The 25,062-nt window shown below is 42.9% G+C and carries 26 protein-coding genes; 9 read left to right on the top strand and 17 right to left on the bottom strand.

The features are described 5' to 3' along the window. Positions 1-3: 3 nt before the first annotated feature. The 4 genes from H8S64_RS05440 to H8S64_RS05425 all read right to left on the bottom strand — a co-directional run bounded on the left by H8S64_RS05440 (position 4) and on the right by H8S64_RS05425 (position 5,455). The gene (locus H8S64_RS05440; protein ID WP_186975279.1) at positions 4-771 is read right to left on the bottom strand and encodes an amidohydrolase; all 768 of its coding nucleotides are present in this window, start codon (positions 769-771) and stop codon (positions 4-6) included. 17 nt (positions 772-788) lie between these two features. Beyond that, a complete protein-coding gene (locus H8S64_RS05435; RefSeq protein WP_186975278.1) occupies positions 789-1,337 on the bottom strand; it encodes a 1-acyl-sn-glycerol-3-phosphate acyltransferase in 549 nt (182 codons plus the stop codon). Between the two features lie 236 nt (positions 1,338-1,573). Next, a complete protein-coding gene (locus tag H8S64_RS05430; protein WP_186975277.1) occupies positions 1,574-4,909 on the bottom strand; it encodes a carbohydrate-binding protein in 3,336 nt (1,111 codons plus the stop codon). A 138-nt stretch (positions 4,910-5,047) separates the two neighbouring features. Then, positions 5,048-5,455, bottom strand: a complete 408-nt coding sequence (locus tag H8S64_RS05425; protein WP_186975276.1) for an immunoglobulin domain-containing protein — start codon at positions 5,453-5,455, stop codon at positions 5,048-5,050. A 529-nt stretch (positions 5,456-5,984) separates the two neighbouring features. On the opposite strand from H8S64_RS05425, the gene rplU reads away from it, so the two are divergent. The 5 genes from rplU (at position 5,985) to ruvC (ending at position 8,932) form a co-directional block, all read left to right on the top strand. Next, entirely contained in the window at positions 5,985-6,296 is a 312-nt protein-coding gene (gene rplU / locus H8S64_RS05420; protein ID WP_099292284.1) for a 50S ribosomal protein L21, read from the top strand. A gap of 33 nt (positions 6,297-6,329) precedes the next feature. After that, positions 6,330-6,590: a 50S ribosomal protein L27 gene (rpmA, locus tag H8S64_RS05415; protein WP_099292283.1), complete on the top strand. Its 261-nt coding sequence runs from the start codon at positions 6,330-6,332 to the stop codon at positions 6,588-6,590. 139 nt (positions 6,591-6,729) lie between these two features. After that, positions 6,730-8,004 (top strand): serine--tRNA ligase, encoded by a 1,275-nt coding sequence (gene serS / locus H8S64_RS05410; RefSeq protein ID WP_186975275.1) that lies wholly within the window; start codon positions 6,730-6,732, stop codon positions 8,002-8,004. Between the two features lie 57 nt (positions 8,005-8,061). Further along, entirely contained in the window at positions 8,062-8,364 is a 303-nt protein-coding gene (locus H8S64_RS05405; RefSeq protein WP_186975274.1) for a DUF4286 family protein, read from the top strand. Positions 8,365-8,377: 13 nt separating this feature from the next. Then, positions 8,378-8,932 (top strand): crossover junction endodeoxyribonuclease RuvC, encoded by a 555-nt coding sequence (gene ruvC, locus H8S64_RS05400; protein WP_186975273.1) that lies wholly within the window; start codon positions 8,378-8,380, stop codon positions 8,930-8,932. 139 nt (positions 8,933-9,071) lie between these two features. Here the strand turns inward: ruvC and H8S64_RS05395 are convergent, their stop codons facing one another. Beyond that, positions 9,072-10,760: a tetratricopeptide repeat protein gene (locus H8S64_RS05395; protein WP_255469439.1), complete on the bottom strand. Its 1,689-nt coding sequence runs from the start codon at positions 10,758-10,760 to the stop codon at positions 9,072-9,074. Between the two features lie 146 nt (positions 10,761-10,906). On the opposite strand from H8S64_RS05395, the gene glsA reads away from it, so the two are divergent. Continuing rightward, complete coding sequence (glsA, locus tag H8S64_RS05390) at positions 10,907-11,722, top strand: lyso-glycine lipid O-acyltransferase GlsA (RefSeq protein ID WP_186975272.1); 816 nt, start codon at positions 10,907-10,909, stop codon at positions 11,720-11,722. A 10-nt stretch (positions 11,723-11,732) separates the two neighbouring features. Continuing rightward, positions 11,733-12,686, top strand: coding sequence for a glycine N(alpha)-acyltransferase GlsB (glsB, locus tag H8S64_RS05385; RefSeq protein WP_186975271.1), 954 nt, complete (start codon positions 11,733-11,735; stop codon positions 12,684-12,686). On the opposite strand, the gene H8S64_RS05380 is transcribed toward glsB, so the two are convergent. The 10 genes from H8S64_RS05380 to H8S64_RS05335 form a co-directional block, all read right to left on the bottom strand. Further along, positions 12,666-13,301, bottom strand: coding sequence for a LysE family translocator (locus H8S64_RS05380; RefSeq protein WP_186975270.1), 636 nt, complete (start codon positions 13,299-13,301; stop codon positions 12,666-12,668). The genes glsB and H8S64_RS05380 overlap by 21 nt on opposite strands. Positions 13,302-13,472: 171 nt before the next feature. Further along, positions 13,473-14,813: a PhoH family protein gene (locus H8S64_RS05375; protein ID WP_099292275.1), complete on the bottom strand. Its 1,341-nt coding sequence runs from the start codon at positions 14,811-14,813 to the stop codon at positions 13,473-13,475. A gap of 71 nt (positions 14,814-14,884) precedes the next feature. Beyond that, the gene (gene lepB, locus H8S64_RS05370) at positions 14,885-16,255 is read right to left on the bottom strand and encodes a signal peptidase I (protein WP_186975269.1); all 1,371 of its coding nucleotides are present in this window, start codon (positions 16,253-16,255) and stop codon (positions 14,885-14,887) included. Between the two features lie 24 nt (positions 16,256-16,279). After that, the gene (gene dapB, locus H8S64_RS05365; protein ID WP_099294517.1) at positions 16,280-17,011 is read right to left on the bottom strand and encodes a 4-hydroxy-tetrahydrodipicolinate reductase; all 732 of its coding nucleotides are present in this window, start codon (positions 17,009-17,011) and stop codon (positions 16,280-16,282) included. Between the two features lie 101 nt (positions 17,012-17,112). Further along, complete coding sequence (gene rplT / locus H8S64_RS05360; RefSeq protein ID WP_099292273.1) at positions 17,113-17,466, bottom strand: 50S ribosomal protein L20; 354 nt, start codon at positions 17,464-17,466, stop codon at positions 17,113-17,115. An 81-nt stretch (positions 17,467-17,547) separates the two neighbouring features. Beyond that, entirely contained in the window at positions 17,548-17,742 is a 195-nt protein-coding gene (rpmI, locus tag H8S64_RS05355; RefSeq protein ID WP_186975268.1) for a 50S ribosomal protein L35, read from the bottom strand. A gap of 114 nt (positions 17,743-17,856) precedes the next feature. Continuing rightward, entirely contained in the window at positions 17,857-18,390 is a 534-nt protein-coding gene (gene infC, locus H8S64_RS05350; protein ID WP_099292271.1) for a translation initiation factor IF-3, read from the bottom strand. A gap of 29 nt (positions 18,391-18,419) precedes the next feature. After that, the gene (gene thrS, locus H8S64_RS05345) at positions 18,420-20,378 is read right to left on the bottom strand and encodes a threonine--tRNA ligase (protein ID WP_186975267.1); all 1,959 of its coding nucleotides are present in this window, start codon (positions 20,376-20,378) and stop codon (positions 18,420-18,422) included. A 132-nt stretch (positions 20,379-20,510) separates the two neighbouring features. Beyond that, positions 20,511-21,365 (bottom strand): Rpn family recombination-promoting nuclease/putative transposase, encoded by an 855-nt coding sequence (locus tag H8S64_RS05340; protein ID WP_186975266.1) that lies wholly within the window; start codon positions 21,363-21,365, stop codon positions 20,511-20,513. A gap of 176 nt (positions 21,366-21,541) precedes the next feature. Further along, positions 21,542-22,084, bottom strand: a complete 543-nt coding sequence (locus tag H8S64_RS05335) for a hypothetical protein (protein ID WP_186975265.1) — start codon at positions 22,082-22,084, stop codon at positions 21,542-21,544. A 444-nt stretch (positions 22,085-22,528) separates the two neighbouring features. On the opposite strand from H8S64_RS05335, the gene H8S64_RS05330 reads away from it, so the two are divergent. Beyond that, on the top strand, positions 22,529-23,008 hold the full coding sequence (locus H8S64_RS05330) for a DUF4369 domain-containing protein (RefSeq protein ID WP_186975264.1): 480 nt from the start codon (positions 22,529-22,531) through the stop codon (positions 23,006-23,008). Then, on the top strand, positions 22,983-23,633 hold the full coding sequence (locus H8S64_RS05325; protein ID WP_186975263.1) for a TlpA family protein disulfide reductase: 651 nt from the start codon (positions 22,983-22,985) through the stop codon (positions 23,631-23,633). The genes H8S64_RS05330 and H8S64_RS05325 overlap by 26 nt, the downstream gene beginning before the upstream one ends. A 252-nt stretch (positions 23,634-23,885) precedes the next feature. Here the strand turns inward: H8S64_RS05325 and H8S64_RS05320 are convergent, their stop codons facing one another. After that, positions 23,886-24,521, bottom strand: a complete 636-nt coding sequence (locus H8S64_RS05320; protein ID WP_186975262.1) for a redox-sensing transcriptional repressor Rex — start codon at positions 24,519-24,521, stop codon at positions 23,886-23,888. Positions 24,522-24,589: 68 nt separating this feature from the next. Then, positions 24,590-24,961 carry a bactofilin family protein gene (locus tag H8S64_RS05315; RefSeq protein WP_186975261.1) on the bottom strand — a complete coding sequence of 124 codons (372 nt, stop codon included), beginning with the start codon at positions 24,959-24,961 and terminating at the stop codon, positions 24,590-24,592. Positions 24,962-25,062 lie beyond the last annotated feature (101 nt).

Genomic DNA, 25,062 nt, shown 5'->3' with positions numbered 1-25,062 from the left:
TATTTATTCATCAATTGTAAATTCATCTCTATCTTCCAAAACGGGAAATTTTTCACGGAACCCTTCCAAAGCACCCAAATCGACATCCGCCACCTGTACTTCGTCGGCATAAGGCTCACAAGCCACCAGCACCTCTCCCCGGGGAGATATCACCATAGAATCGCCGGAATATTGCAGACCGTTTCCGTCCTCCCCCACGCAATTCACGCCCACCACGTAGCACTGGTTCTCGACGGCCCTCGCCTTCAACAATATCTGCCAAGGCTCCCTCCTTGCCTCCGGCCAGTTAGCCACATAAACAGCCAAGTCATACCCGGAAGTATTACGGCTCCACACGGGGAATCGCAGGTCGTAACAAATGAAAGGCGCGATCTTCATGCCCTTGTATTCAAACACCAGCAACTCGTGCCCGGCGGTGAAATGCTCGTCTTCATGCCCCATCGTGAAACGGTGCCTTTTATCGTAATGCAACACTTTCCCTCCCGGGAATGCCGTCAGCAAACGATTGAAATAATGTCCGTCTTCAAAATAAATGGTCGAGCCCATGACCAAAGCGTCTTTCTCGTCCGCCCAATCCTGCATACACCGGTATACCGCCTCGTGGAAAGGAGCCACCTGATCTTTACCCGTCATCGTGAAACCGGAAGAAAACATCTCCGGCAGCACGATAATATCCACCCCGTTTATGTCACTCATACGTTTGTTGAAGAGTTTCAAATTCAAGGGAACATTTTCCCATTCCAAACGTGCCTGTACGATTGCTACCTTCATAATCCTTTTATTTTAGTTTAATCTCCTGCCGAAAAGTTTTCCGGATGACGGGGATTAGCGTCCTTGTAAGTCGACATGATGTATTTCAAATCGGCATCCGGATCATCCGAGGGAACAAACCGAGGTCCCCACGTGCAATATTTATCTTTATAATCGATTCTGCCCAGATACACGGGAACACCCGCCTCTCTCGCGATTACCAGAAATCCTTTCTTCCATTTCTTTCGCTTTTTGCGACTTCCTTCCGGGGTAATCGTCAGGTACATCACGTCCCGTTTATTAAATTCCTCCACCATCCGCTCTACAAGATGATTTTCTTTATTTCCCCGGTCAACGGGAATCACGTTCAAGGCTCTCAAGATAGCCCCCAAGGGAAAAAAGAAAAATTCCTTCTTCATTAATATATAAGTAGGAATCCCATAACTCATGAACGTGAGCTTTCCCCATATAAAATCCATAATAGAAGTATGCGGCACGGAAATCACCACCGCTTTTTTATCCACGGGCAAACTTCCCTTGAGTTTCCAACCGAACATTTTCAGTATCAGACGTGCGATATATTTCATAGCTTTTACTATTTCCTAAAATCTTGCCAAAGTTAGTACTTTTCCGGGAATAACACCTAACTAAAATAGGACACAATGTTTTTTATTACAAATAATATCGAACAAGAACACGATTCTCTATCCTATACACTCGTGCCGTATTTTCAGTCTCGAATAATTAATTAACAACACTTCGCTTCACTTGAATAACGTGAAGCGAAGTATAATATAAACTTTTCCAACGATAATACAGACTATTATTTCTGAACTTTAACCCACTTTATGGCATCAGCAACGACAACTTGCGGGTCACTATCTTTGTCAGCGGAATTACGTTTACGATCCCTGTCACTCAATGTCACCCTTCCCTTCCCGTGGAAATCAAAAACACCCAAGGACAACCATCCCCCATCATCCTTACTCATAGAAAGCACAACCTCGTGTTCTTCCTTCCCGTCAAATACAGTATAATAGTACTCCCTTAAGAAATCACTGATTCTGTTTCTTTCAAAAGGTTGATAACAAAACACCTCGTATGTTACTTCCGGCAAATCGGCTTCCCACTGCACTTTTTGGTTACCCTTGCCGGCTTGTTTAAAATACGCTCCTTTCACGGGAAAACCATAACCACCAGCCTCTTTGACCGTAAAACCCCAGTGCTCTTCAGGGGGAAACTTGTAATACTTGGCACGAGTCTCGACTTGTCCGAACAAAGAAGCTATATTAAACTTTCTGGTTTCAAGGATAGTGAATCCCGGATCAGCGTCATCCACGATAATCTCGTTCTCGTTCACAGTTGAGAACGAGGTCGAATCGAGGGGTAAATACCACGTGGTGGTGTCGGTATAGACATCCCTTTTCTCGCTTGATAATTCAACATATCCCGGGATATTTAAAGCCATAATGGTATATATGTTAGTATTATCAGCAGATACATGCGCTCTTATAGCCCGTCCTTCTCCCGGAGGAATAATCCACATTTCCGGTCGGTAACCACTCGTCTGGACAATACCCGGCACTTTTCCCCGGTTAAACACCTTGATATCGTACGTATTGTGCATACGATACCTCTCATCCACCACATAAATGACGTGACCGTCTATCTCGAAAAGAGGTAACTCGTTACTTCTAAACCAATTCATAACAATGGAGTCCAACCTAACATTAAAATGGGCGAAGACTTCTCGAGAAAATTCCTCTAGAGTCGTTTCCTCGAAAAGGTGTCGCTTGAGGAAATCATGATAAGCATCGTTAAATTCTTTTTTCCCGATTCTGATCGCCAACAGAGCGTTTAACTCCATACATTTTTTGCGGATAATCTTATCAAGCAGATCCGGGGACAATAAGGGATCACTCAAAGCCTCTTCCAGACTATGCTCTTTCATGTAATCGAGGACATAGTACTCTATATCCGTCCCATGCTCCCAACTTAAGTTGGGATTAAAAGCCAAAGACAAGACATCATTAATCAAAGGACACTCGTCAGAGTAAACGAAACTCGTGTTACCCATACCGCTTGATTCCAGACCATAACTTCCTCGCTCAAACAGTTGAAATTCATTATCAAACCATAATTGAGTTTCTGGTTCTTCGTACGATCGTAATTGAGTTTTCAATCTCTTGTTGTCAGAAAAGAAAGACATGTCCACCGAGTATTTCTTTTCCGGGAGAAATATCATTCCCCCTTGTACCCTTTCTCCCTCCTGCAAGGCCTTCCCCGTGAACACATGAAAAGCACACGGCACTTCCACTATGGTGATCCAACTGTAAGGATATTGTAGCGTGGGATCAACGGCAATTTTATTCATCATGCGTTTTACGGCATAATTGTTATTATTACCATAAAATCCTATTGAAACTTTAGCACTTTCGATTATGTTCTTCCACTCCTCTTTAGGGATTTTATCATAAATATCGAGCATAAACTCATGTTCGGGCAAGTAGAAAAACTCTACCCGCGTCGGATATTCATCCTTTGCAAACTTCGATATTTTAGAGTCAGGAATTGATTGATCCCATTCCCATCTTTTCTCATCACTACCGACTATGATTTCCCGTTTTTTGTAATTACCTACACAAAGACTAATTCCTTTCATGTCATGCTCGAAGGTGAACATTGTCTTCCCATGCGTTTCCCGATTCGCCTCTCCCTGGCATATTGCCACCAAATTCGGATCATGTTCCACTTCCAATTTGTAGCGGGTAAACATGGCTCGCCTGAAACCGGATGCATCGTAGGGAGGCACACTGACCGGGTACCAAGCACATTCCGGCGTGAGTAATTTGTACCCTTTCTCGCAAAATGCGGGACTATAACCGAAATGGTAAATATCAATTGTGTTCACTGCCGGGGAAGCATACTTCTCTTCCGGGGTATCGAGAAAACAAAAACTATTGTCGATTTTCCCCTCGTATTTCACGATCACTTCTTTTGTCTCGCCGGGAGAAACCTTACAGTCCGCAAGAAGCACTTGCAGTTCACGCTGGTACTTGACATTTGCCCCGTCTACGGTAACCGAGGAGATCACAAGTCCGGGATTCAAATAAAGAATCAAAGGAAGTTCCTCGTTATCCTTGTTTGCTACAGTCATTCGACTGGTCACGAAGATACCCCCGTTTTCCGTTTCTTTCAAATGGAGTTGATTGTCGGCAATTTTTAAAACCTTTCTGGGGGTGTACTTTGAATAAGTTTCCCGGAATGCTTCCCGTTCATTAGACACGGATTGGAAACCGTAAGCGACCGCAAAACCTCCGGCAAGAAGCAAGGGAAGCAGTGTCACACGTGCCAATCGGAATGCCGCCCGCACATTATTATGAATCCTAGGGTAAGGGATCACGGCAAGAACAGCCAGCCCTATCCCGAGGAACAAGATAAATACCCGTTGCAGCAAGTAACTACCGGGGGGCACGTGGCCTGTGAAATCGGAAAACATATTGGGAATCCTTGCCGCCAGAGGGTCAAATAACCCGTTTAGCCAAACCGAACCGGGAAGGGGCATCAATCCAAGAATTAACGCCAAAAAAATCACACTCAAGCCTTGATTCCTCGTTAGCCTTGACACAAGAGTAGATACCCCCAAGCAAAAGATAAGGGTTGGAAGGTTTAGCGTCAACCAATAAAATAGGTAATACCCGATGTTAAACACCTTGGGATAAAAAAGAAGGTTCAGCAATCCGCAAAAACCGAGGATTAACACGTTGATTATGGAGATAGCAACGAGTTTTCCCACTATGCTCCCTGCCGCACTCTCCGAGTTCCCTTGCGGGTGAACGTTCAAGGCATCCCTACTATCCACACGGACTAATCTCGTGTCGTTGATAACGAGTACCGTCACGAAGAAAAGTTGCAAGATGTTGAACAAGTAAGCACACGTGAAGGGAATGGATGAAGGTAATGCCCGGGATACCCATTCCATCGGAGGTTGCCTTAAAAGTTGATCGATACTTTTGACATGAGGCAAAGCAGACAACGGCGTGAACACGTAAAGGACGATTCCCACGATTCCAAGAATTACAAACATCCAAAAGATGACATTCCGTCGGGCACGTTTGAACCCATATAAAGTTTCAATAAAGACATGATTACCGCTCATAACGCTCAATTTTGATTGTATAACACCTGCTCAAAAGTATCATTTTGATAAAAGAAAGTTCATAGTTAAGAATTACTTCAAGAATATTTCCAATATATCTTGAAGTAATTCTTGCCGACAAACCGAATAGAATTATTTTTATCTCGACAATTCAACAAATAGTCGCGCCGTCGATATAGCCTCTCCATATCTGTTTTGAAATTTCACCACATACACTCCAGCATCTTCTGGAAATACATCTACTATTGTCAATTTTGCAGTATTTTTTTTCATATAAAATTGGAACCTTCCCCCAACTGGTAATATTTCTCCATTCTTGTACCATACCGCCAAACAATCAGATAACGAAACAGTGGCAACAAAGGTAATAGAACTTCCTTCTGGAGCTATAAGATCCTTGAGCGGTCTGACTATTTGGGGTGCATAACCTACAAGTGCAACCCTCTCTTGGAAATTCACACTATTTTGCTCTATAATTCTACTTTCCCCATTGAATCCTGTCAACCCTAAAAATAACGCGATGATAAAAACGATCCTCTTTTTCATGTTATTTGTATTTTAAATTAGTAAATAATTAGTATTACAAAAATATTAAAATAAATTCATATATCAAAGAATTTACCCTATTTTTAAAAAGATTAAAAAAAATAGTTCATTAGGCAATATAGTATATTTTTAGCTATTTTGAAAATCATCAAATTTAATAAGAATAATTTTCCATATATCGGCAATATACTAAATACTTCTTCGTATTTTGATAAAATTCAAGCAAACACACAAAACTAATCATAATATCATTATTTTCTTGAATTACCATTCTTGATTTCGACCCGCTTCATGATATTAGCAATAATATCTCACTACCATTCACGACATTTTACCTTTAATTATTCAATATCCACTCAAAAATACGAATCCAAAGAATTTCTATTAAAAACAACACCGTTTTATTCAGTGAAATCTTTGCCGTTTCAAAAACAATTACTACTTTTGCCGAGCGAAAATTTAACCTCAGGGGTACACCAAGCGGAGAAATGCCCACCCCATGGTATTAACTTAAAAATGAATTAGAACAATGTACGCAATTGTAGAAATCGCAGGACAACAATTCAAAGTTGAGAAAGACCGTAAAGTCTATGTTCACAGACTGGCTGCAGAAGAAGGTTCTCAAGTAGAATTTGACAAAGTGTTTTTAGTGGACAATGAAGGAGATATCAAAATCGGTACTCCAATTGTAGAAGGAGCCAAAGTTACGGCAAAAGTATTATCTCACTTGAAAGCTGACAAAGTAATCATCTTCAAGAAAAAGAGAAGAAAAGGATACTGCAAAAAGAACGGTCATCGTCAATGTATGACTCAAATTCAGATCGAAACGATCAACGCTTAATTTATTTTGTAACTTCTAAAATTATAAGACGATATGGCACACAAGAAAGGAGTCGGTAGCTCTAAGAACGGTCGTGAATCAGAAAGCAAACGATTAGGAGTAAAGATTTTCGGCGGACAATTCGCCAAGGCTGGTAGTATTATTGTTCGTCAAAGAGGAACTGTACACAACCCCGGATTGAACGTGGGATTAGGTAGAGATCATACCTTGTTCGCGTTGATCGACGGAAAAGTTGTTTTCAAAAAGAAACAAGACAACAAATCGTACGTTTCTGTTGAAGCTATTGCCGAGTAAACAGAAAAATGAACATATTTCGAACTCCTGTCCTTGGTAAAGTACAGGAGTTTTTTTATTTTTACACCCCGGAACAACGGTATCCTCAAAAGCCTTTTGTTCCCGTAATCTAAAATCTAAAACCTAAAATTAAGACGGGATGCTAAACCTTAAATTTATTCAGGAAAACAAAGAAACGGTGATTCGTAAATTAGCCGTGAAAAACTTTGATGCCAAGGAATTAGTAGAAAAAATCATCTCTCTTGACAACGAGAGAAAGAACCTTCAAAAAGAATCAGACGATAAACAAGCCGAAATGAATAGCATCTCGAAACAAATCGGCTCGTTGATGAAAGAAGGAAAAAAAGAGGAAGCGGAAACTGCCCGTGCAAACACCACCCGTTTGAAAGAGGAAATCGCCGCGTTGACAACCAAGCACAACGAAACGCTGAACGAGTTGAACACGCTCATCGTGCGCCTGCCGAACCTTCCCCACGACTCCGTACCTCCCGGCAAAAGCGATGCCGACAACGTGATCGTGAAAGTATGCGACAACGTGCCCGCCCACGAGGAAGGACAACTCCCCCACTGGGATCTGGCAAAGAAATATCAATTAATCGATTTCGAGGTAGGTGTAAAAATCACCGGAGCAGGATTCCCCGTGTACAAAGGATTGGGAGCCCGTTTGCAAAGAGCCTTGATCTATTTCTTTCTGGAAGAAAACATCAAAGCCGGGTTCGAGGAAGTACAACCGCCCCTTGTGGTGAATGAAGATTCCGGCTTCGGAACCGGACAATTGCCCGACAAGGACGGACAAATGTATTACGTGAACGAGGATAAACTTTACCTTATCCCGACAGCAGAAGTTCCGGTAACGAACCTTTACCGGGATGTTATTCTTGACGCGGACCAGTTGCCGGTAAAAAACACTGCCTATTCGGCTTGTTTCCGCCGGGAAGCGGGTTCATACGGTAAGGACGTGCGCGGATTGAATCGTCTGCACCAGTTCGATAAAGTGGAAATCGTGCAAATCACTCGCCCGGAAGCGTCTTACGAGGCTCTGGACGGTATGGTAAAACACGTGGAAGGCTTGTTGCAAAAACTGGAACTACCTTACCGTATCGTTCGGTTGTGCGGTGGTGACCTGAGTTTCACGTCTGCCCTTACTTACGATTTCGAGGTATATTCCAAAGCCCAGAATCGTTGGTTGGAAGTCAGTTCCGTCTCCAATTTCGAGGAATACCAAGCGAATCGCTTGAAACTGCGTTTCCGGGACAAAGGAGAGAAGAAAACCATCATGGCTCACACGCTTAACGGTAGTGCGCTAGCTCTGCCGAGAATCGTGGCTTCCTTGCTGGAAAATAACCAAACACCGGAAGGCATCCGTGTACCCGACGTTTTACGCGGATTCATGGGTACGGACTATATCAGATAATAATCAATTTAGGACATGACCGTCAGCGGTCACGTCCTAAATTTCATCTCGACACCTATGCGTTTTATTTACAACACAACATTCCACGTCGAAGAAGAAATAGAGGGGGCATTCAGAAAAGCCATCCACGAATTTTATATTCCTTTCGTCAAAACCAAAGGAGTATGCTGTGACGTTCTGTTCACCAGAATACTGGTAAATGAAGAGGATGGAAAATCGTTCTCCCTGCAACTCGTTTTCTCCGTTGCAAACGATTACGCTGTTTTCATGGAACTATACAAAGAAAAATTACTGGGTGTATTGACAGAAATGTTCGGAGAAAAAATGCTTCATTTCAGCACCACGCTGGAAGAAGTATAGAAATCTAAAGGATATGGAAAAACTAATCATGGGCATCGATCCCGGAACTAATTTCATGGGATACGCAATTCTCCGCACTACCGGAAAGAACAGCAGACCCGAACTTGTCGTGTCCGGAGTCGTGGACATGAAGAAACTGGATGATCCATATCTGAAGTTACAACGGGTATTCCAGAGAACCCTGCAAGTCATTGACTCCTATCACCCGGACGAATTAGCCATTGAATCACAGTTTTACGGGAAAAACATCCAATCCATGCTCAAGTTGGGACGTGCGCAAGGCGTGGCCATAGCTGCCGCACTGCAACGTAACATCCCTATCTTCGAGTACGCTCCAAAAAAAATCAAGATGAGCATCACGGGTACAGGAGAGGCATCAAAAGAACAGATTGCCATTCTGTTAGGCAAGTTTATGGTTATGCCCGACACCATTTCGACACTGGACGAAACGGACGCTATCGCCATCGCTTATTGCCACCATATACAGGGCAACCTTCCGACAACAGGCGGTTCCAAATGCAAAGACTGGGGAGATTTCATCAAACAGAATCCGGATAAGGTTTTGTAAAGCGATAAATTGCTTTACAAAGTTGCAAGTTACAAGTTGAGCCTACGGCTCTGCAAGTTGCAGGTTGGCTTTTATACAATAGCAAATAGGGTCATAGCCTCCGCTATAACCCTATTCAACAATGCAAAGTCAAACAATTTTAATCAACAATATTCAAATAAATCGTTTCTTGCGCGTAAGGATAAAATTCTCTATCCATCTGAGCTTTTTCTTTCATTTGCGGATCAAGCTGTATCGCTTTCTGCAAAGCGTCAGCCATGGTCTGCGTATCTTTCAATCTGGCAGCAGCTACAGCCATCAAGTAATATTCATATCCTGTCGTCAAGTTCAAACTCTTGAAGGTCTGTAAAGCGGCACGATTGTCATTAGCCATCAATTGCGCATAAGCAAGGTTTACATCGGGCATTGCTTTCAAGTAAGGAATAGCCTTGTTATACTCGCCTTGCTGCAATAGCAACATACCTAAATTGTACTTGGCCTCTTTCTTGATAGATGCTTTGGAATACATATTTTGGGCTTGCGTATTATTTCCCTCGTTTTGGTACACGATACCCAGATTATTGAACACTTCCGGTTGCTCTTTCATCACGGCAGCCGACTCCAACAACTTCTTGGCTTTCCGGTAATCCTTATTCCGGATAGCCATAGCGGCCAAATCATTCAATAAACTCACGTCAGTCTGTGCAGACAACACTGAATTTTCCTGTAATTGAGGTACATAATAAGCAGTTGCCTGATTCTCTACCTGTATAACAGCAGGCATCGTGTAGAATATAAAGAAGTCAGCACGACGAAGAACAGGAAGAACAACATCTTTCAACTCCGGAACCGACTTGATATATGAATCAAGAACAGCTTCACGTTTTGCCAAACTCGGGGCAGCCTTCAAATCTTTCACGATCGCGGCTTTATTACGTATATTAGAGTCATCCAACAACAGATACAAACCATCCCAATTCTCGTCTACCAAATTAGACACGATAAGTTTGGAATCCTTTGCCACCGGAGTATTTGCCAGAGCAAGGTCTTTCTCGAAGAAAGACTTGGCAGCCTTGAAACGGTTCGTCGTTAGATTCTTGTTCAATCTCTCCGGTCCTTCAGGAGAACTGGAAACATACATTACCATCTTCGTGATCTTGGCATCCTTATTAGCCAACACTTCTTTCATAACCTTAGCGGCCTGCGTCATCACGGTTGATTTCTTTTGCGCGTCCGTGATCACGGATTGAGATAACGGGAACAATACATAACCGCTGACCACACCTACGCCCGTAGCGGGAACATCTTTCACGAATGTTTCGGTAAACAACGGTATCGCGTTAGGATTATTAGGTAAGGAATAAGCGTAAGTTTTCCACTCTTTCACCCCGTTCGTGTTCAATATAGCAGGAGTCAAAGTAACGCTCTTGTTCTTCATGATTGCCTCGATATCCGCGATTAGCACGCCTTTCTGCATACCGTCACGGTACGGGAAAGACAAATTATAAGTTGCCATTGTATTACCCTTGTACTCTACCACGGGATAATCCGTTCCTTTCACTTTCTCTCCTTGGAAATAAAGTGGTGCCATAGCCTCTTCTCCACCGGGATATTGCATCTTGGGAGTCACTTTCAAAATTAACTTCTTATAAAACTGCTTGGGAGCGAAAGCAATATTATAATTAAAATTCACCGTTCCATCCACCGCTGTCAACTGCTGAGGTGAGACCTTCCCCACTACTGCCGTTTCGATGGCTTCTCTCTCTAACTTCTTCATGGTATTACACCCCACCATCAAGAAAGAAAGCATCAAAATAACTCCACTACTTATCAAAGATAATTTTTTCATAGTTCTCTTTTTTTGCGTTCAACTTATTCCATTCATTAAAAATGTTCATATTTTTCAATTCATATCCTCTATAACGAATTTTATTGAATAAGGTTTTTTATCTTTGTCAAAACTTTTGAAGTAAGAGAGAGCAATTCACAATAATTATGGAAGAAACTGTTAAACCGATATACATTGAACAACTTTTTAAGAGCAAAAATCCAAAATTAGCACGCTGGATTCCTAAATTCGTTTATTCATTCTTAAAAAGATTAATTTGCCAGGACCAAATCAACGATTTTATCTCGAAATACGGGGACCGCAAGGGACTCGATTTCGCTGACGGAGTCATGGAATATCTTGACTTATCTTTTAAAATCGAGGGAGAAGAAAACCTTCCCGATCCCAACGGACGATATATATTCGCCGCCAACCACGTTCTCGGCGGTCCGGACGGAATTATACTAATCTCCTATTTGGGTAGAAAATACAGTCCGTTAAAATTCCCGGTAAACGACTTGTTGATGAACTTGAAGAACTTGAACAACATCTTCCTGCCCGTCAACAAGCACGGGGCTCTGGCAAAAGAAGCCGCTGCCGATCTCGAAAACGCTTTCGCTTCCAACGCGCAAATAATCACCTTCCCGGCAGGGATGGTCAGTCGTAAGACCAAGGGGGTAATCATTGATCCCGAGTGGCAAAAGAGCTTTATCGTGAAAGCCGTGAAATACCAACGTGATATTGTTCCGATACACGTGAAAGGCGAGAACTCCAAGTTCTTCTACAACCTCGCTAACTTCAGAAAAAAAATAGGCTTGAAAGTAAACCTCGAAATGATGTGCCTCCCCAAGGAAACATTCAATAAAAAAGGTTCTACATTCACATTAAGTATAGGTAAACCCATCCCGTGGGAAACGTTCGATAAAAGTAAGACTCCCAAAGAGTGGGCAGCAGAAGTGAAAAAAAACGTATATAGTTTATAGATTCAAAATTATGCAACCAGTTATTTATCCTGTCGATAAAGCAAAATTGCTAGCTGAATTAACGGAAGAAAGATTTATCCGGAAAACCAATAAAGGCAATAATGAAATATACTCGTTCAATGCCTTCAACAGTCCCAACCTCATGAGAGAGGTCGGACGGTTACGTGAATTGACTTTCAGGACAGCGGGGGGCGGAACAGGAAAAGAAGTAGATATAGACCCGTTCGACGTGGATGAACAGGTACCCTATCAGCAACTTATCGTGTGGGACCCGAAAGAGCAGGAAATACTGGGTGGCTACCGTTATATCCTTTGCGACAACCTCTCTCTGAACGCGGAGGGAGAGCCCAATCTCGCGACCACGGAGTTATTCCGTTTTTCAGAGCGCTTCAAAAAGGAGTACCTCACCAAGATGATAGAACTCGGACGCTCTTTCGTTCAACCTTTGTATCAATCCACCAAAATGGGACGGAAATCCCTTTTTGCCTTGGATAATCTATGGGACGGATTGGGAGCCCTTACCGTGGAGAACCCGGAGATGGAATACTTCTTCGGTAAAGTCACCATGTACACCAGCTTCAACATAAAAGCCCGCGACATGATACTTTTCTTCATGCGCAAGTATTTTAAAGACAACGAAGGATTGGTTGAACCTATCGTTCCTTTGGAAATACATATCGACGATAGAAAACTCGGCAGCATCCTCTGCGGGAACAGTTACGAGGAAGATTACAGGATACTTTCCCGTTACGTGCGTGAACAAGGGGAAAACATACCTCCTCTCGTGAACGCCTACATGAGCCTGTCGCCCTCGATGAAATCATTCGGTACGGCGATAAACCCGGGATTCGGCGGTGTGGAAGAAACAGCTATTTTAATTAAAATAGCCGACGTCTACGATACGAAAAAAGCGCGTCATATTTCAACATATATCCCCCGCATATTACGCTTGAGGAAGTTCTGATCCCACGGTCACAAAGATCAAACTGATACCGATAGCGAAATACACCAACGACTCGATGATATGCATAATCAACGAGAAACGGTTGTTTTGCATCAAACGACGGGATAACCGGTCTGCCAACAAAGCTACCAGCGAGAATATAACGATAGCCTGTGCCATAAAAAGCACGCCCAGCAACAGAAATTCACCTGCCGGATTCTCCGTTGCCGGATTGACGAATCCGGGAAAAAACGCTATAAAAAACACGAGAACCTTGGGGTTCAAGACATTCATCAGAATACCCTTGCGGTATAGCTTGTATTCCGCTCCCCCGGAAGCAGGCAACTCCATCGAGTTCTCGTTACGATGAATAAAAGACTTGATACCCAGATAGATTAAATACCCCGCCCCCAGATACTTCAGCACGGCAAAGGCCACCGGAGATTTGTACAGAATCAAGGAAAGTCCCAAACTGACTGCCGCCGTGTGAACGATCAACCCGGTACACAACCCACAAGCAAAAATGATTCCCGCCTTTTTTCCCCGGATAATACTTTGTGTTATCACGAACAAAATATCGGGTCCCGGCATCAATGTCAACAGAATTGCCGCACCCAGAAATCCCAATATATTCATAAAATGAGTCTATAAAGTTCATAAAGTTTATAAGGTTTATAAAGTGACGGGTGTCCTTCGGACTATATTTATCGACAGCTAAAGCTGTCGTGGACAAAGCGCCCCGCAGGGGGCTATGAACCTTATAAACTTTATGAACTTTATAAACCTTATAAACTACTAATTCGACTATTACAACAAGTTACTAGCCACCTCTGCAAGGTAACTCCGTTCCCCTTTCTCCAGATGCACGTGGGCGAAAATCTCTTGTCCCTGCATCCGGTCGAACAGATGTGACAAACCGTTAGACTGACGATCCAGATAAGGAGAATCGATCTGATCAATATCTCCCGTGAACACCATCTTCACCCCTTCTCCGGCACGTGTGATAATCGTCTTCACCTCATGCGGGGTAAGGTTCTGGGCTTCGTCAACGATAAAGAACACGTTTGACAAGCTCCGTCCGCGGATGTATGCCAACGCGGAAATAACCAAACGTTCGTCTTTCAACATATCATCAATCAAGCGGTTCTCCTGACTATGCATATTATAACGATGCTTGATAACCGCCAGATTATCGAATAGAGGCTGCATATAAGGACCTACTTTCTCGTTCACGTCACCCGGTAAATACCCTAAATCCCTATTGGATAATGCCACGATAGGACGAGCCAGATAAATCTGCTCGAAAGCCTTATTTTGTTGCAATGCCGCCGCTAACGCCAACAATGTCTTACCCGTTCCCGCCTTACCACTCAAGGCAACAAGGGATATATTCGGGTTCATCAATGCATCCAACGCGAATGCCTGCTCCGAGTTCTTCGGGTAGATTCCGAAAGTATTCAATTTCTCCACTTTCCGCACAACTCTCCGCGTAGGATCATAACAGGCCAGAACGGAATTACTGCCGTTCTTTAATATGTAATAATTATTTCCTTTAATATCCTCTTTCGGGAAGAACGTTTCCACCGGAACCCCGGCTTCCCCGCTCTCGTAAAGTTTGGCGATCAAGTCTTGCGAGAAATCCTCTTTCGTGATCACGCACTTGCTCAACGACACTTCCAAATTCTTCACTTGATCCGTCTTATAGTCCTCTGCCAAAATATCCAGAGACCTCGCTTTCATCCTCAAATTCATATCTTTCGACACCAAAACAACCTTTTCACCCTTCCTCTTCTCTGTAATATAAGCGGCAATAGCCAATATCCTGTGATCCGGAATATCCTCACTGAACGACTCGTTTATCTTCTCGTTAAACGGCACTCCCGTCTGGATAAAAAGATTTCCTTTGCCTTTACCCAAAGAAGCTCCTTTAACAAAGAAATCCTCCCCCGAAATCTGATCCAATTCCCGCGCAAACTCCCGCGCGTGGTAATTAATCTGGTCATTTCCCCGTTTGAATTTATCCAACTCCTCGAGAACCGTTATCGGGATAACGATATCATTATCCTCGAAATTGTAAATCGATCTATAATCATGAAGGATAACGTTCGTATCTAATACAAATGTCTTTTTAGTTTTACTCTTTGCCATAATTGTAGTATTTCAAAACACTGACAAGTTAATAAATTAATTAACAAAAAAAGCGGCTAAGCCGCTTTTTTTTAATGTATAAACCGAAACATCCTGTTCCATCGTATCTTACCCAAGAAAGATTTATCCTTATCCAAGGAAAGCCAGATGAAATAAGCCTTACCCACGATATGATCTTCGGGCACGAATCCCCAGTAACGGGAGTCCGCCGAATTATGACGATTATCACCCATCATCCAATAGTAATCCATTTTGAAGGTATATTTATCCGCCGGATTCCCGTTTATATAGATAACGGAATCCTTCACTTCCAGCTTATTCTCCTCGTAAGCCCCGATAATACGCTCGTACAAAGGTAAATTCTCGATAGTCAGATCAATCGTTTCCCCCTTCTTCGGAATCGGCAGCGGACCGAAATCATCTCTCGTCCACGGGTAAGCCTCACTATACGGGAACACCTCTCCCCGCTCCGTCTCTCGAGTGACAGAAACCACGTTAGGCATCGCCTTGATCTTCTCCAACATCTCCGGTGTTAAAGGCAACTTATAATTATTATTGTAATATTGAATGTCATCCAAAGCAATCCCCATCTCCTGCAACTTCAATTGATTAAACGGGGAAGTCACCTTAATATGATAATTCAACTGCATGGTAGCGTAATTCTCTTCCTTTTGCCCGTTCACGTATAACACGGCATCTTTCATCTCCAACACATCTCCCGGCATCCCCACGCATCTCTTGATATAGTTTTCCCGTTTATCCACCGGGCGGGCGATGATGTCCTTCTCTTTCCATATTTGATTCCGGGCAAACGTCCATGCTTCTTCCGGTGTCAAATCCATATTTTTTTCTTTAGCAACCTGCTCCATGTAGTTCGCATGGCTACGTATCTGTGAATAATAGTCCGGATTCTCGTTCCCCACGACAACCGTATCCCCCGCTGGGAAATTAAACACAACAATATCATTCCGTTTCACCTTGCCCAACCCGCCGATGCGCTTGTAAGGCCACTGTATTGCCTCGGAATACGCTTTCGTGGATTGCGTGAAAGGTAAGGTATGATGTGTAAAAGGTACTGATAAAGGGGTGTTCGGCAACTTCGGTCCGTAAGCGACCTTACTCACGAACAAATAATCCCCCACTAGCATGGTTTTCTCCATGGAAGACGTCGGGATCGTGTACGCCTCGAAAAAAAACATTCTGATCAGCGTGGCGGCAATAACGGCAAATATCAAAGCATCAATCCACTCGACGGCTTTCGTTTGCTTCTCCACGTTCTTTTTCTTCCAGAATGCCCAATGTACTTTCTTCGAGATATAGATATCAAACAATACAGGTACCCCGATCAGCAACCACCAACTCTGTACCCACAACGTCCACAACAAGTATATAAAAAGAACTATCCCGAACTTAAACCATTTATTTGTCAATACATTTCTCATATCTTCGTTCTTAATTCTAAACTTTTAGTTTTTAACTTTCAACTCCAAAAGATCATCCATCCCGTAAACCCCCTTCTTCCCGGCAAGAAATTCGGCAGCCATCACGGCACCTTGAGCGAAGCCGTCACGGGAAAAGGCGGAATGATATATCTGAATCTCGTCCACTTCCGATTTATACGTCACGGCATGAATACCGGGCACTTCTCCTTCACGCTTTGCCTTGATCGGCAACTCGCCGGCTTTCACCTCTCCTTCATCCAGTTTCCAAGAAGAATATTTCGGGTGTTCCTCTAAAATTCCTTCAGCCAAAGTAATTGCCGTACCACTGGGTGCATCCAGTTTATGCACATGGTGCGTTTCCTCCACGAATACCTTATAATTATCAAACCCCGCCATGGTCTTAGCCAACCATCGGTTCAAGTGAAAAAATATATTCACCCCTATACTGTAATTCGACGCGTAAAAGAACGCACCCCCCGTCTCGTTGCATAATTCCGTCACTTCGCTCCATCTCTCCAGCCACCCGGTTGTACCGGATACCACGGGAACCCCGTTGCGAAAACACCAGCCGTAATCATCCACGGCAACAGCCGGGGTTGTAAACTCTATCGCCACGTCCGCTTGCTTCAACTGCTCATCCGTGCACGAAGCCCGATTTGTTTCATCCACGATTAAAACAATCTCGTGCCCACGCTCCCGAGCCAATCGTTCGATAGCTTTTCCCATTCTCCCGTATCCTAGTAATGCAATCTTCATTATTCTAAATAAATAAAATATACCACTGACACGCAAAGGTAACATTTTAATTAAAAAAAAAGGCTACCCGAGGGCAGCCTTTTTCCGATATTTTATAATTACTAAGCTAACTCTTTCACTTTCGCCACAACAGCTTTGAAAGCTTCCGGTTGATTCATAGCCAGATCAGCAAGAACTTTACGGTTCATGTTTACTTCAGCCTTATGAACCAAGCCCATAAATTTGGAGTAAGTTAAACCTTCCATTCTAACCGCGGCATTAATTCTCTGAATCCACAGTGCTCTAAATTCTGATTTTTTCTTCTTTCTGTCACGGTACGCGTACGTCAAACCTTTTTCATACGTGTTTTTAGCAACCGTCCAGACATTTTTTCTTGCACCAAAGTTACCTCTGGTCTGTTTTAAAACCTTTTTTCTACGTGCTCTCGAAGCAACGGCATTTTTAGCTCTTGGCATAATTCTTGTTTTTTTTGAATGTTAGCGTTCTTTTCAGAAACTTGTCAGGCATAACATTCCGGTTAATTACTTTTAAATTTCTTAGATACAAAGCATCTTTCTCACACCAGCCACATTGCTAGGATCAACGATCGTGCTATGAGTCAAATTTCTTTTTCTCTTCGTTGCTTTTTTCGTCAAAATATGACTTTTGAAAGCATGTTTTCTTTTAATCTTCCCGGTAGCGGTCAGAACGAATCTTTTCTTCGCGCTACTTACACTCTTCATCTTTGGCATTTGTTCTAAATTTAATTGTGTTTCAGAATATGTAATTATAAAAAATCCTTTCAATTCAAATTTTAGATTTTAAATTTTAGATTTCATTCTAAATTCTAAAACCCAAATTCTAAACTATTTTTTAGGAGTAATCATCACAATCATCTTCTTCCCCTCCAGCATGGGAGCGGATTCCAATTTACCGTAATCTTCCAAAGCATCGACAAAGCGTTCCAACAATGTAGCCCCTTGATCCTTAAACAAAATAGAGCGTCCCTTGAAAAAAACGTAGGCTTTCACCTTAGCACCCTCTTTCAAGAACTCAATCGCGTGTTTCAACTTGAAATTGAAATCATGGTCATCTGTCTGGGGTCCGAAACGAATCTCCTTCACGACCACTTTCACGCTCTTGGCTTTAATCTCTTTCTGCTTTTTCTTCAACTGGTACAGAAACTTACTATAATCAATAATCCTGCACACGGGTGGATCGGCATTGGGAGATATTTCTACCAGATCCGCTCCGGCAGCTTCAGCCATCGCTAAAGCCTCTTTCACGGGATAAACCCCCGGTTCCACGTTTTCACCAACGACTCTCACAGAAGCGGCTCTTATCTGCTCGTTAATTCTGTGCTGTGGCTTGTCACTTTGACCTCTGCCCCTAAATTCCATTGTCCTTGCTATAATTAATCCTCCTTTTATTATTTATTTTCATTGTAGATAGCGTTCAACTGCATCTCTACCTCTTTATTTATCATCTCTGCAAACTCTTCCGTCGACATCGATCCCTTGTCACCTTCACCCTGACGGCGCACGGAAACTTTATTTTCGTTCATTTCCTGCTCCCCGACAATCAACATGTAAGGAATCTTTTTCAACTCGTTATCACGTATCTTCCGACCTATCTTCTCGTTACGGTCGTCTAAAACGGTGCGAATGTCGGAATTATTTAAGAAATTTACAACTTTTTCCGCGTAATCGTTATATTTTTCGCTAATCGGAAGCACTACAACCTGATCCGGGGTCAACCACAAGGGGAATTTACCACCCGTGTGCTCGATCAAAACCGCCACGAAACGCTCCATACTTCCGAACGGCGCGCGGTGGATCATCACCGGACGATGCTTCTGGTTATCGGCACCCGTGTATTCCAAATCGAAACGTTCCGGCAGGTTGTAATCCACTTGAATCGTACCCAATTGCCATTTCCGACCGATAGCGTCTTTCACCATGAAGTCCAACTTCGGACCGTAGAATGCGGCTTCACCCAATTCCACGGTAGTTGTCAGACCTTTCTCGGCAGCAGCCTCGATGATGGCAGTTTCCGCCTTCTCCCAGTTCTCGTCCGAACCGATATATTTCTCCTTGTTATTCGGGTCTCTCAACGATACCTGCGCCGTGAAGTTCTCGAAATCCAACGCTTTGAAGATCGTGAATATAATATCAATCACTTTCTTGAACTCCTCCTTCAATTGATCGGGCGTACAGAACAAGTGAGCGTCATCTTGAGTAAAACCGCGTACCCTTGTCAACCCGTGCAATTCACCACTCTGCTCGTAACGATACACCGTACCGAACTCGGCAAAACGCACCGGAAGATCCTTGTACGAGCGGGGCTTAAACTTGTATATCTCGCAATGATGCGGGCAGTTCATCGGTTTCAACATGAACTCCTCGCCTTCTTGCGGCGTGGTGATCACTTGGAAACTATCCTTCCCGTACTTCTGGAAGTGCCCGGAAGTCTTGTACAAGTTCACGTTACCGATATGCGGGGTAATTACCTGCTCGTAACCGTATTTCTTCTGTACCTTTCTCAAGAAAGCCTCCAAACGGTCGCGCAACATGGCGCCTTTCGGCAACCACATGGGTAATCCCGAACCCACGGCTTGCGAGAACATGAACAATTCCATCTCCTTGCCTATCTTGCGGTGGTCACGCTTCTTCGCCTCCTCCATCAACACGATCCACTCGTCCAACATCTTCTGCTTCGGGAAAGTGATACCGTAAATACGGGTCAGCATCTTCTTGTGCTCGTCCCCTCTCCAGTATGCCCCGGCAACGGATGTCAACTTGATCGCTTTGATATAGGATGTATCGGGCAAGTGCGGTCCGCGACACAAGTCCGTGAAATCACCCTGACGGTAATACGTGATCGTACCGTCTTCCAAATCATTGATTAACTCAACTTTATATGTTTCGTCGAGGGATGAAAAATGATTCAACGCCTCTTGCTTGCTAACGTCTATCCTGCAATACTCCTCGTTTTTCCTTGCCAACTCCAACATTTTCTTTTCAATCTCCACTAAATCTTTCTCTTGGATGGCAACACCTTCTCCGGGATCCACGTCATAGTAGAAACCATTCTCGATAGCCGGTCCTATACCGAACTTGATATTCGGGTAAAGAGCCTGCAAAGCTTCTGCCATAAGGTGTGCAGACGAGTGCCAGAAAGCATGGCGTCCCTCTTCGTCGTCCCATGTATACAGCTTAATCTCGGCGTCTGTCGTTATCCCCCGCGTCAAGTCCCACGTGACTCCATTGACGGATATCGACAACACTTCCTTAGCCAGCTTATGGCTAATTGACTTAGCTATGTCCATGCCGGTAACCCCGGACTCGAACTCTTTTACATTCCCATCGGGAAATTTAATCTTTACCATTCTGCTTTCTTTTAGTTATTACTAATTGTAATTTACAAGTTGCAAAAGTACGAAAAAACATCGGAAAAACAACACACGAGTAATAGATTCGATCAGATTTAATCGACTACATTTAAGAAAAATACAAAACTCTTACAACTTCTCAATCTCTTCCATCGACAAGTTCGTACTTTTAACGATAACCTCAATCGGAACTCCCAAGGCTTTCAGGTTTCGGGCTATTTCCATTTTACTCTCTTCTATTCCTTCTGCCCTACCCTTTTTTACAGCCGTTTTCATCACGCTATACCAGTCCCTAAAAACTTTTAAACTATCCTCGTATTCAAATAATTCCTGTTGGGAAAACCCGGCAATTTCCGCCGCTTTGAAAAGACGTTCGAAAACACATTCCTGCAATGCCGCCGGACGCTCCATGAGTCCGGAAAGATTCCGCAAAACAAACATCCACTTGTCAAACATCGTTTCCAGCTCCGACTCGGTCTTGTTGAACTTGGGCATTTCCAAGTAAATGAAAGTAAGCTTGTCATAGAATACTTCTTTCGTGCGGGTATCCAGTAATTTTACTTCATGATGGTAATAACCGTCCTTCTCGTCGAAAGTAAAATTAAGGATTCCAATGGTGTAAACCGCTTTTAACTCGTAATCCCAGTTTTTCCCTTTTACCGCCTGTTCCCGAATGGGAAAAGTTGAATAAAACAAACTTCTATCTTTGAAAAACTGCTGCTCTCCCTTTTGCATTTCCACGAGAAATTTCTCGCCCTGTTCATTCTCGCAATACACGTCGAACACGGCACGCCGGTCAATCTCTTGAGTACCGAGGTGTTCCGTATTCAGATAAGTAACATCCTTCACCATCTGTTCCCCGTGCAACAAAGCATTCAGGAAACTGATCAACAAATCTTTGTTCATGTCCGTACCGAACAATTTTTTGAACCCGAAATCCGTGTAAGGATTGATATACCGTTCTTGTAAACCTTCGCTTCCCATGGGCTTTATATTGTTTATTACTCAAACAAAGATAATACAAACTTACAAGAATCATATCTATATTTCGTATTCGAATAAAAAAAAGTACACCTCTCCACGTGACCGAATCACGTGGAGAGCAAGAACACAACAGGCAAGCACTTGCCAACATCTTTTCGAAGCAGATATTATCAGGTTTACAACCCAACACTTCCTCGCCTATCCCTTCGTGACTTTTCTAGATTTTTCTGCTCGTTTATCCTATTTATCTCTTCCCACAACTCAACAGGATCCTTCAACTCTCTTGCCTGATTAACCTCGTAGTTCTCATAAAGCCTCTTGAAATCACAACGATACCCGAACAAATCGTAAGGTGGCACACGCGGGGTTCCCACGCCCAATAGCTTAATCTTGAACCCTTGCATCTCTTTTTCCACTTGTTCTATCTCCTCGAAAGTCAATCCCGGGGCAGAAGCCAACAGAAAACGAATAATCTCGTGCACGCATCCCATCGAATCAATAATACAAGCTATCGTGAAACTCTGTCCCCTCAACTCAGCCATACGCTCTTTTGAAAAAACTTTCTTGAAAACTTTTTCATCAATCGTCCCTCTTTCCATAAAGGTTATCCTTTTCCCTTTCCTACAATCCATCACACCAGCAAAATCGAACTTATTTTTAACATTCATCAAACAATCTCGCCCCTCCATCACCCGGTAAGATTCGTTCACTAATTTCACAATTGCACTATCCCTTGACAATGTGTCCAACACACTCCCAATCGTCCGACTTTGACTCACACCTTTTTGTGCAAAAAACAAACAAACAAAAAACGATACCTAAAAACAAAAAAAACTTCATAACATAAAATGATTTAAAGTGATGTATAAAATAAACTATAAAAAATCATCATTCTAATCGATGTTAATTCCTCCATTCATCACTAAATGCAAATTGAAGTAATTGAGGAACATCGTGTAATAGCCTCCAATTTTACTTTCTATGAAAAGGTTTTCATGAATAAGTTTCACTTGATACGTATTTTTATCACCTCCTCTCTTGTTATTTAATAAATATTAATAAATAAACGAACAATGCGAAAAAACAGGGTACAAGAATTCACATTTTATTGAAAAACCCAACAAAAAAGCATACTTTTAACCTGTTACAAAAAATCAAGAAGAATGAAAACAATCTACACCATACTCGCGGCATTTCTATGTATTTCAATGATATCATGCGAACAAAAACATACCATTACCGGGTATATCAAGGGAATCGGTAATGATACGATTTACGGAATACACACGAGCCTGCACCCGGATTCGATCAATCGTTACCGGGGAGATACCGAATTACCAAGTTTTAAGACTGTTGCCAAAAACGGGAAATTCACGATCGACTTACCCCTTAACGACTTACAGATGATTCAGCTTATTCCCGGCAAGGGACAAGTTCTTTACCCGGATGGCAACACCTATTGGGCTTCATCCAAAACAATAGATCTCTATATCACACCGAACGAACAAATAAATATTTCAGGTGAATTTTTCCCCGATTATTTATCTTATTCCATATCCGGTTCAGAACTAAATTCACAATTAGCCGAGTACAAAAAAACATACATTCACCTGCTTGTTGAAAACACGAATACAAGCACTTAAATATAACTACATAAAACAACACCCCGACAGGGAGGCTTCCGCCATTTACCTTAGCAGCATGGACACGGATAGTGTACCACCTTTATACAACAGCTTGAACCCGAAAATCCGCAACGGAAAATTAAAAAATCGATTTAACCATATCGTGTCATTCTCGACACAGCAAATACAGACCCAACAACGACATAAAGAACTTACGACAGGGAGCATCGCCCCGGATTTCCTTCTCCCCGATACAAACGGGAATCAAATCTCGATATCTTCCTTCAAGGACAAATACATTATACTTGATTTTTGGGGAAGTTGGTGCGGTTATTGCATCGCCGAATTTCCACATTTAAAGAATTATTACAGGAAATATCACACTTTATTTGAATTCGTGGGAGTATGCTGCAACGACACGAGAGAACAATGGCTACAAGCCATCAAGAAAAACGATTTACCATGGAAAAATCTATTTTGTTCCCCAGAAATGACAATCACACGAGATTACGGGATTCTCGCCTACCCGTCCCAAGTCATAATCTCCCCGGACAAAAAAATCATTTACATCGGTTCAGGCGTGAATCCGAAATTTTATCAAACACTTGACGAGTTAGCCCGTTCTGCACGTTCCAATATTTAAACAACCCACGACAGCCCGTAAACCTATACCATAGGACGGCTATTAGGCGACTGTTGCCTGACTGTTAGGCGGCATCGCCTACTTATCGCCCACTCTTAGCCCACGTTTTTGCAAAAAATACGCTTATTTAACACACTTGAAAAACATGTCTTCCCATTCTTTTACCCCCCAAACGAACAGCAAACAACATCCACCGGTAGAGATTATCCCCGGCAAAACCCTTGTGACACACCTAACCAAAAAAGATTGAACCTATTCCTGCCCGTGCAATTTATTAAATAGGATCGCCAGATTCGTGTAAATAGTACTATTCTGGACAGCTATATGCGCGGGCACTTTAATGCGCGCGGGGGTAAAATTCCAAATGGCTTTGATTCCCCATGCCACCATTAAATCGGCTACCGCTTGCGCGCAATCTGCCGGAACCGTGATGATTCCGATGGCCACGTTACATTCGGTGGGCATACCGCGGAACTGATCGATATGAAATATCTCCACGTCATTGATTTTCGTGCCGATTTTCGATTTATCCACGTCGAAAGCCTTTTGGATATTCAGACCGAAGTTTCTCAATCCCTTATCTTGCAACAAGGCTCCTCCTAACGAACCGGCTCCCACGAGAAAAGCGTTATTCATCTTATTGAACCCGAGAAAATCATCAAGGATTTCCACGAAATTGTCCACCTCGTACCCCACCCGAGTCTTGCCGGATATCCCGGTATGTGATAGATCTTTCGTCACTTGCGTGGCATCAATTTCCATGTATTCGGCTATTCTTGTCGATGACACGTACTTCTCTCCCTGCTTCTGCAAGGTTTTCACGAATGAAAGATAAGCAGGCATCCGCCTGAGTACCGGAACCGGAACTATTTTACTATCGTTAGCCATATATCGTCAATAATTTCGCTGCAAATTTATATCTTTTCATCGAAAACGATGTAAATAATCTGCATTATTTATTTTTCACCCCCACTTGGCAACTCACTCTTCCCCTTGTCGATAACCATTTTGCTCTCCCCGTTAAAAGTCGCTCCCGCCTCAACAATCATCGTGCGTGTGGTTATCGTTCCCTTGATTTTCGAGTCTTTTCTCAACACGATAGAGCCTGTCGAAACGATGTCCCCTTCAACTTGCCCGTAAATATCTATACTCGGGGAATTTACCCCTCCGGTCACTTTGGAGGCAGGTCCCAAAACCAAACGACCATTGGTCTGCACCGTACCAACGAGCGTGCCGTCAATCCGTATATCTTTCGTCGTCCGGATATCACCTTCCACAACGATACCTTCACTCAAAAGATTCAAGATGGTCTGTACTTCTTTTCCCATATATTCTTTCTCTTAATAAATCATACTACTATCAACACGATATTTTCAGGACTGAAAGTTAGTAAAAATAAATCAAAATACTTCAACCAAACCATGTAACT

Source organism: Butyricimonas hominis (assembly GCF_014287455.1).
Lineage (GTDB): Bacteria > Bacteroidota > Bacteroidia > Bacteroidales > Marinifilaceae > Butyricimonas > Butyricimonas muris.
Note: the sequence above shows the minus strand (reverse complement) of the source record. Positions and strands in the feature narration are given on the sequence as shown.